Annotated in this window: 14 protein-coding genes; 9 read left to right on the forward strand and 5 right to left on the reverse strand. The window is 63.8% G+C overall.

Annotated elements, in window-relative coordinates; all coding sequences use genetic code 11:
* Positions 1 to 378: 378 nt before the first annotated feature.
* Positions 379 to 1,383: a cytochrome d ubiquinol oxidase subunit II gene (locus tag NKI05_RS07265; RefSeq protein ID WP_023701932.1), complete on the reverse strand. Its 1,005-nt coding sequence runs from the start codon at positions 1,381 to 1,383 to the stop codon at positions 379 to 381.
* Positions 1,384 to 1,491: 108 nt separating this feature from the next.
* Positions 1,492 to 2,853 (reverse strand): cytochrome ubiquinol oxidase subunit I, encoded by a 1,362-nt coding sequence (locus NKI05_RS07270; protein WP_023814557.1) that lies wholly within the window; start codon positions 2,851 to 2,853, stop codon positions 1,492 to 1,494.
* A gap of 269 nt (positions 2,854 to 3,122) precedes the next feature.
* Here NKI05_RS07270 and NKI05_RS07275 point away from each other — a divergent pair, with 269 nt between their 5' ends.
* Positions 3,123 to 4,049, forward strand: coding sequence for an ABC transporter ATP-binding protein (locus tag NKI05_RS07275; protein WP_023814556.1), 927 nt, complete (start codon positions 3,123 to 3,125; stop codon positions 4,047 to 4,049).
* Positions 4,046 to 4,807: an ABC transporter permease gene (locus tag NKI05_RS07280; RefSeq protein WP_023681263.1), complete on the forward strand. Its 762-nt coding sequence runs from the start codon at positions 4,046 to 4,048 to the stop codon at positions 4,805 to 4,807. The genes NKI05_RS07275 and NKI05_RS07280 overlap by 4 nt, the downstream gene beginning before the upstream one ends.
* Before the next feature lie 193 nt (positions 4,808 to 5,000).
* Here the strand turns inward: NKI05_RS07280 and NKI05_RS07285 are convergent, their stop codons facing one another.
* Positions 5,001 to 6,032 (reverse strand): phosphatidylglycerol lysyltransferase domain-containing protein, encoded by a 1,032-nt coding sequence (locus tag NKI05_RS07285; RefSeq protein WP_023814554.1) that lies wholly within the window; start codon positions 6,030 to 6,032, stop codon positions 5,001 to 5,003.
* Positions 6,033 to 6,163: 131 nt separating this feature from the next.
* Between NKI05_RS07285 and NKI05_RS07290 the strand changes: the two genes are divergently transcribed.
* From NKI05_RS07290 to NKI05_RS07300, 3 genes are all read left to right on the forward strand, one after another.
* On the forward strand, positions 6,164 to 7,366 hold the full coding sequence (locus NKI05_RS07290; RefSeq protein ID WP_348626190.1) for a flavin-containing monooxygenase: 1,203 nt from the start codon (positions 6,164 to 6,166) through the stop codon (positions 7,364 to 7,366).
* 394 nt (positions 7,367 to 7,760) lie between these two features.
* Positions 7,761 to 8,246, forward strand: a complete 486-nt coding sequence (locus NKI05_RS07295) for a MarR family winged helix-turn-helix transcriptional regulator (RefSeq protein WP_023703860.1) — start codon at positions 7,761 to 7,763, stop codon at positions 8,244 to 8,246.
* Complete coding sequence (locus NKI05_RS07300; protein ID WP_023703859.1) at positions 8,243 to 8,923, forward strand: GNAT family N-acetyltransferase; 681 nt, start codon at positions 8,243 to 8,245, stop codon at positions 8,921 to 8,923. The genes NKI05_RS07295 and NKI05_RS07300 overlap by 4 nt, the downstream gene beginning before the upstream one ends.
* Before the next feature lie 118 nt (positions 8,924 to 9,041).
* On the opposite strand, the gene NKI05_RS07305 is transcribed toward NKI05_RS07300, so the two are convergent.
* The gene (locus NKI05_RS07305) at positions 9,042 to 9,266 is read right to left on the reverse strand and encodes a hypothetical protein (RefSeq protein WP_023736970.1); all 225 of its coding nucleotides are present in this window, start codon (positions 9,264 to 9,266) and stop codon (positions 9,042 to 9,044) included.
* Between the two features lie 240 nt (positions 9,267 to 9,506).
* On the opposite strand from NKI05_RS07305, the gene NKI05_RS07310 reads away from it, so the two are divergent.
* Together NKI05_RS07310 and NKI05_RS07315 are read left to right on the forward strand one after the other, a co-directional pair.
* On the forward strand, positions 9,507 to 9,848 hold the full coding sequence (locus tag NKI05_RS07310) for a hypothetical protein (protein WP_023673273.1): 342 nt from the start codon (positions 9,507 to 9,509) through the stop codon (positions 9,846 to 9,848).
* 4 nt (positions 9,849 to 9,852) lie between these two features.
* Positions 9,853 to 10,563: a phosphatase PAP2 family protein gene (locus NKI05_RS07315; RefSeq protein WP_023701943.1), complete on the forward strand. Its 711-nt coding sequence runs from the start codon at positions 9,853 to 9,855 to the stop codon at positions 10,561 to 10,563.
* Between the two features lie 16 nt (positions 10,564 to 10,579).
* Here NKI05_RS07315 and NKI05_RS07320 read toward each other — a convergent pair whose 3' ends face one another.
* Positions 10,580 to 10,771 carry a hypothetical protein gene (locus NKI05_RS07320; protein ID WP_155923589.1) on the reverse strand — a complete coding sequence of 64 codons (192 nt, stop codon included), beginning with the start codon at positions 10,769 to 10,771 and terminating at the stop codon, positions 10,580 to 10,582.
* Between the two features lie 79 nt (positions 10,772 to 10,850).
* Here NKI05_RS07320 and NKI05_RS07325 point away from each other — a divergent pair, with 79 nt between their 5' ends.
* Positions 10,851 to 11,120 carry a helix-turn-helix domain-containing protein gene (locus NKI05_RS07325; protein ID WP_023673276.1) on the forward strand — a complete coding sequence of 90 codons (270 nt, stop codon included), beginning with the start codon at positions 10,851 to 10,853 and terminating at the stop codon, positions 11,118 to 11,120.
* 79 nt (positions 11,121 to 11,199) lie between these two features.
* Complete coding sequence (locus NKI05_RS07330) at positions 11,200 to 12,921, forward strand: SulP family inorganic anion transporter (protein ID WP_023805827.1); 1,722 nt, start codon at positions 11,200 to 11,202, stop codon at positions 12,919 to 12,921.

The raw sequence follows: 12,921 nt of genomic DNA on the forward strand, positions 1-12,921 counted from the left end.
CCTTGCCAAGGCAGTAAGCCAGTGTCAGGCGCAACAGGTCGCTCGCCGACCTGACGCCGCGCGGGCGCAGGAACGCCTTCGTCTCGCGGGCACTTCCTGCGATCAACTCTTCGCCGCCCAGAAGCTCAATCGTCTCGGCCCAGCCGTCATCAACAAGCGATTCGTGTGTCATCGCAGCGTAGAATCACACCCGATTCCGCAGGGCAATACCTATCTTAGCGCCTATGCCCCCGAGGGGGAGATGTCGCCGGAGGCGACAGAGGGGGTCGGTCCGACCGGACGCGACCTCCTGCGGCAGAAGAAGGTTAGCGCTCCACGCGCGGCGACCCCCTCTGGCCTGCCGGCCATCTCCCCCTCAAGGGGGGAGATCAGCTCCCCTCAATCATACGTCAGATCCGTCGCCTTCCCGCCGAACACCCGATACGCATAGAACGAATAGAAGATGATCACCGGCAACACGACCACCGTGCCGGCGAGGATGATGGCCAGGCTTTCCGTCGCCGACGCCGCCTGCCAGATGGTCAGCCTGTCGGGCACCACGAAGGGGTAGAACGACCAGGCAAGCCCGGCAAAGCCGAGCGCGAAGATGGCGGCGAGCGTCAGGAACGGCCGCAGCGCGTGGCGATCGTCGGGCTTGGGCAGATGGAAGGTCTGCCGCCACAGCCACAGGAACAGCAGCGCCGACAGGATCGGCAGCGGCGACAGATAGAGCATTTCGGGCCAGACGAACCATTTGGCGAAGATACGCGGACTGGCGAATGGTGTCGCCAGCGACACCGCCGCCATGCCGAGCGCGGTCAGCACCAGGGCTGTCCGCAGCCAGGCCACCGCCTTCCTCTGCAATTCGCCCTCGGTCTTGTAGATGACCCAGGCAGCGCCCATCGCTGCATAGGCCGCCGACAGGCAGAGCGCCACCAGCGCCCCGAAAGCGATGCCGCCAAAACCGACATCGAGGCCAAGCACATAGACGCCGAGCATATAGCCTTGCGCCAGCGAGGCGATGACGGAACCGAGGAAGAAAATGCGGTTCCAGCGATGCTTCTTGCCGGCGGGCACCTTGGCGCGGAAATCGAAGGCGACGCCGCGCAGGATGAGGCCGACTAAAAGCACGAAGACCGGAATGTATAGCGCGGTGAGGATGACGCCATGCGCCAGCGGAAAGGCGACCAGGAGCAGGCCGACGGCCAGCACCAGCCAGGTCTCGTTGGCGTCCCAGAAAGGGCCTATTGCCGCGATCATGGTGTCCTGCTCGGCATCTTCGGCGACCGAGAACAGGATGCCGATGCCGAGATCGAAACCGTCGAGAATGACGTAGATCAGGATGGCGAGGCCCATCAGGCCGGCGAAGATCAGGGGCAGCGCGGTTGGCCAGTCGAAGGTCATCGGTCTGTCATCCCTCTCATCAACGGTTCTGCCCTTCGCTATGGCTCCGGGCGTTCGTCATTCGAAAAGCCAAATCGTTGGCTTTTCGTCCGCTACGCGGACCATTCCTCACTCTCCCGCGGCCGGTTGCGACATCGCCGTCTTCATGACGCCCGGGAGCGGCGAGGTATCGCCGTCCTTGGCGGCCTTCAGCGCCAGGTGCACCAGCACGCCGAGATAGGCGATCAACAGCAGCACATAGAGGATGAGATAGATGGCGAGCGTCAGCGCGACATGGCTGCCGGCGACCGGGCCGATAGCGTCGGCGGTTTTCAGCACGCCGGTGACCAGCCAGGGCTGGCGGCCGATTTCGGTGGTGTACCAGCCGGCCAGTGTCGCCAGCCAGCCCGACAGCGCCATCGGCACCATCAGCATGGCCAGCGGCCTCGGCAGGCTGTGGCGGCGCTTGAGGAAGAAGGTCGCCGACCACGAGACGATGAGCATCAAAATGCCGGTGCCGACCATGATGCGGAAGCCCCAGAACACCGGGAACACCGGCGGGTGCAGCCCGGGATAGTCGTTGAGCCCCGGCACGATACCGCTGGTGGAATGGCGCAACACCAGGCTGGCGCCGTCGGGAATGGCGATCTCGAATTTGTTTTCCTTCGCCGCCTCGTCGGGCAGCGCAAACAGCACCAGCGGCACGTTGGGGCCGGTGTTCCAGTTCGCCTCCATGGCGGCGATCTTCTGCGGCTGGTGCTCCAGCGTGTTCAGCCCGTGCTGGTCGCCGGCGAAGATCTGGATCGTGATCAGGATGGCGGCGGTGAAGACGCCGGTGCGCAGCGCCTTCCACATCGATTCCGACCGGTCGCCGGTGAGGTAGCGCAGCGCCGACAGGCCGGCGATCAGGAACGACACCGTCAGGCCGGAGGCAAGCAGCATATGCGTCAGACGGTAGGGCATGGACGGGTTGAAGACGATCGCCCACCAGTCGACGGGATGCGCCTTGCCGTCGATCATCTCGAAGCCGGCCGGCGTCTGCATCCAGGAGTTCAGCGCAATGATCCAGAAGGCTGACAGCGTGGTGCCGCCGGCGACCAATACCGTCGCCAGCGTGTGGACGCGGTTGGAGACGCGGCGGAACCCGAACAGCATGATGCCGAGGAAGGCCGCTTCGAGGAAGAAGGCGGTGAGGATCTCGTAGGCAAGCAGCGGCCCGGCGATGTTGCCGACCTTTTCCATATAGCCCGGCCAGTTGGTGCCGAACTGGAAGCTCATGGTGACGCCGGAGACCACGCCCATGGCGAAGGACAGCGCGAACACTTTCACCCAGGTGAAATAAGCGCGCATCCAGGCGGAATCATTGGTGGCGTTGTAGCGGAGCTTGAAGAACAGCAGCACCCAGCCAAGCGCAATCGTGATGGTCGGAAACAGGATGTGGAACGAGATATTCGCCCCGAACTGCATTCGCGACAGGATGAGCGGGTCCATGCGGGCTCCGGCTGCTGTTTGTTGGCGCAGAATAGGCGGCGGATGCGGTCCGGTCAAAGCGGCTTGGCGTCACGCGGGGCGCGTTGTCGCAGCAGATGGGATCAAACCGTCAGCGCCCCGACACCCCATGACGAAACGGCAAAAGGGGAACGTTTGTCCACAATTGTCAGCAGCGGCATTGACTTCCGAGCCTGCGCACCGACATTCAGCGCAATAATAATCCCCGCCTCTTTCAAACAGTCGTTTTCGGCCTCATGTCTTCCACGAATTTGCCTTCCATCATTTCGATTTCCGGGGTCACCAAGACCTACGCCACCGGCTTCAAGGCGCTGAAGGAAATCAACCTCGACATCGAACGCGGCGAGATTTTCGCGCTGCTGGGGCCGAACGGCGCCGGCAAGACGACGCTGATCTCGATCGTCTGCGGCATCGTCAACCGTTCGTCGGGAACGGTGACCGTCGACGGCCACGACATCAACCGAGACTACCGCGCGGCGCGCAGCCTGATCGGGCTGGTGCCGCAGGAGCTGACCATCGACGCGTTCGAGAGCGTCTGGGCAACCGTCACCTACAGCCGCGGCCTGTTTGGCAGGCCGCCCAATCCGGGCTTCGTCGAAAAGGTGCTGCGCGACCTGTCGTTGTGGGACAAGAAGGACGCCAAGGCGATCACGCTGTCGGGCGGCATGAAGCGGCGGCTGATGATTGCCAAGGCGCTGTCGCATGAGCCGCGCATCCTGTTCCTCGACGAACCCACGGCCGGCGTCGACGTCGAACTGCGCCAGGACATGTGGGCGATGGTGCGGCGGCTGCGCGACGACGGCGTCACCATCATCCTCACCACGCACTATATCGAAGAGGCCGAGGCGATGGCCGACCGTGTCGGCGTCATCAACCGCGGCGAGATCATCCTGGTCGAGGGAAAGGCCGAACTGATGCGCAAGCTCGGCCGCAAGCGCCTGATCGTGGAATTGCGCAACCCGCTCGCCGCCATTCCCGATGCATTTTCGCACTATGCGTTGGAGCTGTCGGGCGATGGCACACAGCTGACCTACACCTATGACAACCAGAGCGAACGCCCCGGCGTCGCATCGCTGCTGCGCGAACTCGAGACGGCCGGCATCCAGTTCCGCGACATGGACACGCAAAACAGCTCGCTCGAGGAGATCTTCGTCAATCTGTTGAGGCAAGAGCCATGAATTGGCGAGCAGTATGGGCGATCTACCGGGTCGAGATGGCGCGTGCGTTCCGCACCGTGCTGCAGAGCATCGTCTCGCCGGTGATCTCGACATCGCTTTATTTCGTCGTCTTCGGCTCGGCCATCGGCTCGCGCATCACCGAGATCGACGGCATCAGCTACGGCGCCTTCATCGTGCCGGGGCTGATCATGCTGTCGCTGTTGACGCAGTCGATCTCCAACGCTTCCTTTGCCATCTATTTCCCGAAATTCGTCGGCTCCATCTACGAGCTCTTGTCGGCGCCGGTGTCGTATCTGGAGATCGTCATCGCCTATGTCGGCGGCGCCGCGACCAAGTCGATCATCCTCGGCTTGATCATCCTGGCGACGGCCTCGCTGTTCGTGCCGCTCACCATCCAGCATCCGTTCTGGATGCTGGCCTTCCTTGTCTTGACGGCGGTGACCTTCAGCCTGTTCGGCTTCATCATCGGCATCTGGGCGAAAAGCTTCGAGCAATTGCAGCTGGTGCCGCTATTGATCATCACGCCGCTGACCTTCCTCGGCGGCAGCTTCTATTCGATCAACATGCTGCCCGAGACCTGGCGCACGGTGACGCTGTTCAACCCGGTCGTCTACCTGATCAGCGGTTTCCGCTGGAGCTTTTACGGCAAGTCCGATGTCTCGGTCGCCGTCAGCCTGGGCATGACGATGGTGTTCCTCGCCATCTGCATCGCCATCGTCGCCTGGATCTTCCGCACCGGCTACCGGCTGCGCAACTGACCCTGCCGCTCTTAAGCGCGTCGCGTTTCAACGGACTCAGGCGACGCGCATTAGGTCTTTGTTCTTATGCATGTCGTTTGCTCAAAACCGGGACCACTTTTGAGCGACATGCAAATAGGGGATCGCCCGTGCGCCGGTCAAATCAACAGTTTTGCTGAGGGCAAATTGGCCACGTTGGCCGCCACGGTTCTTGCTAGATCGCCTTGATGAGGCGCAGCAACCCCAGCATCTCGATCAGCCTGCCTTGGCGGAAGGCGATGTAGGTCGGTTCCTCGATGCCGTGGAAGCGGCGCTTGAACGCCGCCTGGCCCTTGAGGTTGAACTTGCTGCGGTTGACCCAGGGCGACTCATAGGCCCGCTCGAAGGCGTTGCGCCAGAAGCTCGATTCGGCAAAGCTGTTGGCTCCGACATCGAGCATCGGCGACAGGCCGAGCGTGACGACCGAAATGCCCTCATTGCGAAACCGGTCGACGGCGAATTTGGTCAGCCCGATTTCGGCATGCGGCGAGGCATCGATGTGCTTGCGCTTGAACGAGGTGGTGTAGCCGATCACCTTGCCATCCCGGAACATCGGATCGAAATCGAGCAGAGCGACGAGCTCGCCTTCCGGGCTGTAGAGCACGAAACGGCGCATATCGATGCCGAGATGATCGGCAAAGGGGCGGTTGAGGAACGCCATCTCCCAGCGCTTGACGATGCGGTCGGCCCGCCAGTTCTGTGACAGGCGCTGGACCTCGTCGAGATAGACCGCTCCTTCGCCAAAAGAAAACCCCTTCTTCAACAGCCAGCGTTCGGAATACCGCACGGTTTCGTTGCGCTTGCCGGAAAAATCGTGAGCCGGCAGTTCCAGCCGCGTGTCGACGCCCAGACGGTTGACCTGGTAGCCGAGCCCGGCCAGAACGCGCGCCGTCGGTTCGCCGATCTGCACGAACCACGGGCTGTCGGCGGCTTCGACAAAGCGCCTGATATAGTCGGGCCGATCGGCCGGATGGGCCACCGGGTCACCGAGCGCGAAATGGTGCTTCATCTTGGTGCCGAAGGCGATGTAGCCGTCGGCGTCGCCGAAATAGGACAGTTTTTGCTGCACGGCGGTCGAATAGGCCAGCGAGAAGTCGCCGTGCCGGCGGACAAGCGCCAGCCGCTCGACATGCGAAAAATCCTGGCGCGGCACCTTGGCTGCGGCGCCCTCCAGCAGTCTGTCAAGAAAGATACGCAAGGAGGGCATGGTCGAGCTTCCGCGTGCCGATGATAAACAGGCTTGCCCCCAAGGCCTCGAATCAGTCGCATTGACGCGACCTCATTATCGATCATATCGCCCCTGTGCCATATGGGACGTGCCATATAGGACGGGTCCCCATGGCGCACCTGAAAGGGAATCTCGACCGAATGGCGGCTACGACAAGCGAAACGATGCCTATCGTCCTGGGGCCGAAAGGACTCGACGACACGGTTATCGTCATCGGCGCCGGAGCGGCGGGGCTGGCGGCCGCCGACGCGCTTGGCCGGCGCGGCGTGCGGGTCGTCGTGCTTGAAAAGGAGCCGCGGATCGCCGAACCGTGGCGACGGCGGCACGAGAAGCTGACCCTCAACACGCATCGCGCGCTATCGGCCCTGCCCGGCCTTGCCTATCCGCCACGCACCGCCGCCTTTCCGAACAAGGATGCCATCGTCGGTTATCTCGAGGATTTTGCCCGCGCGCGCGGCATAAGGGTCGAATTCGGCACCGCCGTCGAGCGGATCGAACGCAGAGGCAATGGCTGGCTCGTCCATACGGGCCGGGAAACGCTGAGCGCCCGCAATGTCATCGTCGCCACCGGCCGCGACCGCTTGCCATGGACGCCGGACTGGCAAGGCAAGGCGACTTTCACCGGCAAACTTGTCCACGCCGCCGATTTCGGCACAGCACAGGACTATGTGGGCAAAAGCGTGCTGGTGGTCGGAGCCGGAAATTCCGGCTTCGACGTGCTCAACCACCTCGCCCGCGCCGACACCAAGGCCATCTGCTTGTCAGCCAGGCAGGGTCCGTCGCTGATGCCGAAACGGATCGGCAAGGTCGCCGTGGCGCGCTTCGGCGGTTTCATGGCGATGCTGCCGACGTGGATTGCCGATGCCGCGATTGCCGCGACGCAGCGGCTGGTGTTCGGCGACCTCGCCCGCTTCGGCCTGCCGCCGGCGCCGAAAGGCGGCGCCAGCCGGCTCGGCGTCGAGCAGATCGCTATCGCCGTCGACGACGGCGCCGTCGCAGCGCTGAAGGCCGGACGGATTTCGGTGGTGGCGCCGGTGGCGGCTTTCGAAGGCGCCGGCGTGCGGCTGAACGACGGCACGGTGCTCGAGCCGGATGTGGTGATCGCGGCAACCGGCTATCGCACCGGCCTCGAGGCCATGCTGGGCGATCTCGGCGTGCTCGACGCCAAGGGCGTGCCGAAGGCCAATGGCGGCACCCCGAGCGGCCAGCCCGGCCTGTGGTTCATCGGCATGCGGCCAAGCCTGACCAGCTATTTTCACAGCGCCGGCCTGCAGGCCGAAGCGATTGCCCGTCAGATCGCCAAGGGGTTGTAGACGAGCGCTTCTGGACGGAGAACCACCGCGCACTTCGGGCTGCTGCTATGGCGCGGACTAGTGGTTCAACGCATCTGCAAGACGGATCGAATATCCTGGCGATTGGCTGAAACGCCGATCCCGTCGTCATCCACGGGCGAAGCAAGGAGCGTAGCGACGGCGCAGACCCGAGGGTCCATGCCGTGACTTCTGAACTACGCTGCGTTGCAGGTTCTGCTCCGCTGCTTCCACGGCCAAGGCATGATCCCTGGGTCTCCGCGACGGAGCTTCGCTCCTGCTTCGCCCAAGGACGACGAAGTTGAGATGCTTGCGGCCAACCTCCAAAGCAGGCGCTTGAACTCGTTCATTGCATCATTATATAACATGTTATACTTATCCAGGAGACGGACCACCCATGGAAGACATCATTCGATCCCTTGGCTACCTCACCCTCGGCAGCAGGCTGAAGCGCATCGGCGAGCAGTTGCAGGCCGATACGCAGCGCATGCTCGATGGGCTGGAGGTGCCGGTGCAGTCCAGCCAGTATCCTCTGCTGGCCGCGCTCGACCGGCTTGGGCCGCTGCCTGTCGGCGAACTGGCGCAGTCACTGGGGATCACCCAGCCGGGGGTGACGCGCAGCGTGGCGCTGCTGGCCGAGTTGGGGCTGGTCGAGGCCGCGCCATCGAACGACGACCAGCGCCGCAGGATGATCTCGCTGACCGCGAACGGCCAGCGCCTGGTCGATAAGGCGAAGCGGGACGTTTGGCCGCGCATCGAGAACGCCGTTGCCGACTTGTGCAAAGACCTTGCAGGGCCGCTTCTCGAACAACTCTCGGCAATAGAGGACGGCCTGGCGGCGGCCCCGCTCGACCGTCGTGTGAAACAGGATGTCGCGCCATGAGCCATGTCCTCGATCGTCCGGTCTGGAGCGCGCTCGACACGCGGCATCGGATCTTTGCGTATGGCGACAGGCTCGCCAGGCGCTATCCCTCCTCGATCGTCCCCTTCGCGGCTTCCGGGGCAGACGACGCTGAGAGCCTGCAGGCGCTCGCAAGCCTCATTCCTGCAGGTGAGAGCGTGTTCATGCTCCAGGCGGACCCCATTGCCTTGCCGCCGGAACTGACCGCGACCGTGACCGCCTTCGGCGTTCAGATGGTTGCCGAGGCGCCATTGCCTTCCGTGTCGGACGAGCGTGTACAGCAGCTGACGCAGGACGACGCGGCCGAGATGCTTGCTTTGGCGTCACTGACCAAGCCCGGCCCGTTCACGCTCAAGGCGCTGAGCCTCGGCGAGTTCTGGGGCGTGAAGATCGACGGCCGGCTGGCGGCGATGGCCGGCGAGCGCATGAAGCAGCCCGGCTACAGCGAACTCAGCGGCGTCTGCTCGCATCCCGAATTTCGCGGCAGCGGCCTCGGCCGGCTGCTGTCGGTGTTCGTGGCCAACCGAATTTTTGCGCGCGGCGAAGTTCCCTACCTGCATGCCTATGCCAGCAATGCCGGCGCGGTTGGGTTGTACGAATCCATCGGCTTCAGGCTGCGGGCAGAGATGAATGTGGCCGTCGTGCAGCGCGCCGGCTAGAGCGTTTCACCGTTTCACGGAAACGGCGAACCGCTCCTAGGCCTTTATTTTTACGCAATTCCGGACGGAAAACCGCTTCACACTTTTCCTGGAATTGCTCCAGGCCGCCTTGCGGGCCTCAGGCTGATTTCGGCTCCAACCTGCGGAAACCCACGGTTTCCATAAGCATATCTTCCTCGATCATGCCGGCATTGTGGAGCGCAAGCAGGTTCAGCGCGATCTCCCGCGCCTCCGCCGAATCGGGATGCACGTCGCGCCTGCGGCAGGCTTCGTCGAACACGCGTTGCAGCCTGGCGATGTCGTCGGGTTTCAGCAGGCCACGGTCATAGACGGACTTTGGCATGGCACTCTCCTCCAGAAGACGTAGGGCGCCATGTTTAAATGTCCATTCTTATCCGGGGCTTGGGTGGGCAGCTGCCTGGGTTTGCGTTAATCCGGCCCGAGCGTTGCAATCAGACCGCGATCGTGCTGCCATTCATTCAGCCACCTCTCGTCATCGTCGGGCCTGTCTCGCCGCAGTCTGCTTGACGTGTCGGCGCGCTTGCGAAACAAGGGCTGCCACAAACGACAGCGAGGCACAAAAGTGAGTTTCTGGGGACTGGCGCAGCTCGTCGTTTCGACGGTGATTTTCCTGCTGGCGGCAATCGCGGCCAAGCAATGGGGGCTGGCGCCAAGCCTTGGCAAGATCGTGCTGACACTGGCGCTGTATACGGCGGGCAATCTGATGATGCTGCGGCTGGTTCGTGAGTTCGGCATGTCGGTGTCGTTCAGCCTGTCGGCGGTGATCCAGCTGGTGGCGGTCAATGTGGTGGCGCTGGTGTTCTTCGGCGAACGCGTCAATGCCTTGCAAGCGACCGGCATCGTGCTGGCCATCGCGGCGGTGGTGCTGATCTCGCTCGGGCCTTACCTGCAGGGGCGACTGTAATCCGATGAAGACCCCGCGTGCGTTCACCAACTGGCTTGAATTTCCGGTGCTGCTGGCCGGGCTGGTGATAGCCGCCGGGCTGTGGGGCTTCGAGGAACTGATGGAGGTGGCGCGGGCCACCACGCCGCACGCTTTCGATACTGAGATCCTGCTCGCTTTCCGAAAAGTGGGTCAGCCGGATGTTCCCGTCGGCCCGGCATGGCTGGAAGGCGCGATGCGCGACATCACCAGCCTCGGCAGCTCCAGCGTGCTGGCGCTGATCGTAACGGCGGTGATCGTCTACCTCCTGCTGATCCGTAGGCCGAGGACGGCGCTGCTGATCTTTGTCGCGGTGGCCGGCGGGCAGCTGCTGTCGACCTTGCTCAAGGCCGGCATCGACCGGCCGCGCCCCGATCTTGTCTCGCACCTGGCCAACGAGACGTCGCTGTCGTTTCCCAGCGGCCACGCCATGCTGTCGGCGGTGACCTATCTCACGCTGGGCTCGCTGGCAGCGCGCTTCCTGCCGGGACGAACGACGAAAATCTATGTCCTCAGCCTGGCGGTGCTGGTAACGCTGCTGGTCGGCGTCAGCCGCGTCTATCTCGGCGTCCACTGGCCTTCCGACGTGCTGGCGGGATGGTGCGCCGGCTTCACCTGGGCGACGCTGTGCTGGCTGGCGGCGCGAATGCTGCAGCGGAACAAGGCGGTGGCCGATGGCAACGAGCCCGAAGACTGACGATCCGGAGCGACATTCAAATCAGCCGGTTGATCAGCCCGTGTCCGCAGCCTGCCAGCAGAAAAACCGCCGACAGCAAGGCTGCCGAAGTCGTCAAGGTCCTGAAAATCTTCAACTGATATTTCCCCGCCAGTAAGAGCCAAGGCGGTAGCGTAGCATGCTCATCCCGTATCCCGCCATCCGGCTTTGTGGAGAGATCATGTTTCATGTATGCTTTATGATGGTTGAAACATCACTATGATTGTATTACACGTCGTCTCCGCAGACTCAGACGGGGGTTCCGACCGATGATCACTGCCGCGCAGATGCGCGCCGCGAGGGCGCTGGCCGGCATCGATCAGAAGACGCTCGCCGAGCGTGCCGGCGTTTCGCTTCCGACAATCCAGCGCATGGAAGCGAGTGACGGCGTGGTCAGGGGTGTGGTCGATACGCTGATGAAGGTTATCCAGGCTCTCGACGAGGCCGGGGTGGAGCTCATCGGCGAGAACCAGACCAGCGAGCGCGGCGGCCGGGGCGTGCGCCTCAAGCCGGTCGCGCCGCCGAACCCGCAAGGCTGAGCCGGCATATAGTCGCGACGGCGACCGCCGACAGTCCTGCCGACGATCCCGCCGCCTTCACGCAAGCGGAAGGCAGTCCATGGATCAGATCCGGCGGGCAGTGCATCAACCGGCCCAGAAGTCGGCAAAGCCGACATTTTCAGAGCTGTTCACGCCCAAGCTGGTGACGGTCTGGCGCGAAGGTTACCGCCTGCCGCAGTTCAAGGCCGACTTCATGGCCGGGCTGACCGTCGCTATTGTCGCGTTGCCGCTGTCGATGGCGATTGCGATTGCTTCGGGCGTGACGCCGGAGCGCGGCCTGTTCACGGCCATTGTCGGCGGCTTCATCGTCTCGGCGCTCGGCGGCAGCCGCTTCCAGATCGGCGGCCCGGCCGGCGCCTTCATCGTGCTGGTGGCGGCGACGGTGCAGCGCGAAGGCGTCGACGGACTGCTGCTGGCGACGATGATGGCCGGCATCTTCCTGCTCGCCATCGGCTATCTCCGGCTCGGAACCTATATCAAATTCATCCCTTACCCGGTGACGGTCGGCTTCACCGCCGGCATCGCAGTCATCATCTTCTCCGGCCAGATCGTCGAACTGTTCGGGCTGAGGCTTGCCGGGCCGGAGCCCGGGCCGCTGCTGCCGAAGCTGATGGCGATCGGCCACGCGGCCGGCACGCTCAATATCTCGGCAACGCTGGTGGCGGCGCTGACCATCGCCACCATCGTCGGGGTGAAGCGCTGGCGGCCCGGCTGGCCGGGCATGCTGATCGCCGTCGGACTGGCCTCCCTTGTCGTGGCGCTGCTTTCGCTGCCGGCGGAAACGATCGGCACGCGCTATGGCGGCATTCCGCGCAGCCTGCCGTTGCCGGCACTGCCGGGACTCAACCTCGACAAGGCGATTGCGGTGCTGCCGGATGCGGTGGCTTTTGCGCTGCTCGGTGCCATCGAATCGCTGCTCTCGGCCGTGGTCGCCGATGGCATGACCGGGCGGCGTCACCGTTCCAATTGCGAACTGGTGGCGCAAGGCTTTGCCAACATCGCGTCTGCCCTGTTCGGCGGCATCTGCACCACCGGCACCATCGCCCGCACCGCCACCAATGTGCGGGCCGGCGCGCATGGGCCGGTTTCCGGCATGCTGCATTCGCTTTTTCTGCTGGTCTTCATGCTGGTGGCCGCACCGCTGGCCAGCTACATCCCGCTTGCCGCCCTTGCCGGGGTGCTGGCGGTTGTCTGCTGGAACATGTTCGAGAAGCAGGCCTTCGCCACGTTGCTGCGCGCTTCGCGCGGCGATGCCCTGGTGCTGATGGCAACCTTCCTGATCGTCGTCTTCCGCGACCTCACCGAAGGCATCGTCGTCGGCTTCGCGCTAGGCTCGATCCTGTTCATCGACCGTATGGCCAAGTCGATCGCCGTGGAGGCGGATTTGCCGCTGGTGCAGGACGATGTCGCCGACAGCAGGGGCCGCGCCTACGATGCAAGCGAGGCAAGCGACGCCGACACCGTCGTCTATCGCATCTCCGGCGCCTTCTTCTTCGGCGCCGCCTCTACTGTCGGCACGGTGCTCGACCGCATCGCCGACCAGCGCAAGAACTTCATCCTCGATTGTTCGGCGGTGCCCTTCTTCGATTCCACCGCGGCCAATGTCATCGAGGGCGCGGCGCACAAGGCGAAACGCGCCGGCGTGCGTTTCATCATCGCCGGCGCCTCGCCGCAGACACGGCGCATGCTGATCAACCACGGCGTCAAGCGGCCGCTGGTGACCTTTGCCGCCTCGATCAAGGATGCGCGGGCGCAACTCAAAGCCGCGCCCGCTGGCTGA

The organism is Mesorhizobium sp. M0771, assembly GCF_040320155.1.
GTDB lineage: Bacteria > Pseudomonadota > Alphaproteobacteria > Rhizobiales > Rhizobiaceae > Mesorhizobium.

What these genes read in the sequence shown, in the direction of transcription:
- NKI05_RS07305 (WP_023736970.1), bottom strand. Translation starts at nt 9,266, where the DNA reads ATGCCAAAGTCCGTCTATGACCGTGGCCTGCTGAAACCCGACGACATC.
- NKI05_RS07295 (WP_023703860.1), top strand. Translation starts at nt 7,761, where the DNA reads ATGGAAGACATCATTCGATCCCTTGGCTACCTCACCCTCGGCAGCAGG.
- NKI05_RS07300 (WP_023703859.1), top strand. Translation starts at nt 8,243, where the DNA reads ATGAGCCATGTCCTCGATCGTCCGGTCTGGAGCGCGCTCGACACGCGG.
- NKI05_RS07270 (WP_023814557.1), bottom strand. Translation starts at nt 2,853, where the DNA reads ATGGACCCGCTCATCCTGTCGCGAATGCAGTTCGGGGCGAATATCTCG.
- NKI05_RS07265 (WP_023701932.1), bottom strand. Translation starts at nt 1,383, where the DNA reads ATGACCTTCGACTGGCCAACCGCGCTGCCCCTGATCTTCGCCGGCCTG.
- NKI05_RS07320 (WP_155923589.1), bottom strand. Translation starts at nt 10,771, where the DNA reads ATGAAACATGATCTCTCCACAAAGCCGGATGGCGGGATACGGGATGAG.
- NKI05_RS07280 (WP_023681263.1), top strand. Translation starts at nt 4,046, where the DNA reads ATGAATTGGCGAGCAGTATGGGCGATCTACCGGGTCGAGATGGCGCGT.
- NKI05_RS07315 (WP_023701943.1), top strand. Translation starts at nt 9,853, where the DNA reads ATGAAGACCCCGCGTGCGTTCACCAACTGGCTTGAATTTCCGGTGCTG.
- NKI05_RS07290 (WP_348626190.1), top strand. Translation starts at nt 6,164, where the DNA reads ATGGCGCACCTGAAAGGGAATCTCGACCGAATGGCGGCTACGACAAGC.
- NKI05_RS07325 (WP_023673276.1), top strand. Translation starts at nt 10,851, where the DNA reads ATGATCACTGCCGCGCAGATGCGCGCCGCGAGGGCGCTGGCCGGCATC.
- NKI05_RS07285 (WP_023814554.1), bottom strand. Translation starts at nt 6,032, where the DNA reads ATGCCCTCCTTGCGTATCTTTCTTGACAGACTGCTGGAGGGCGCCGCA.
- NKI05_RS07330 (WP_023805827.1), top strand. Translation starts at nt 11,200, where the DNA reads ATGGATCAGATCCGGCGGGCAGTGCATCAACCGGCCCAGAAGTCGGCA.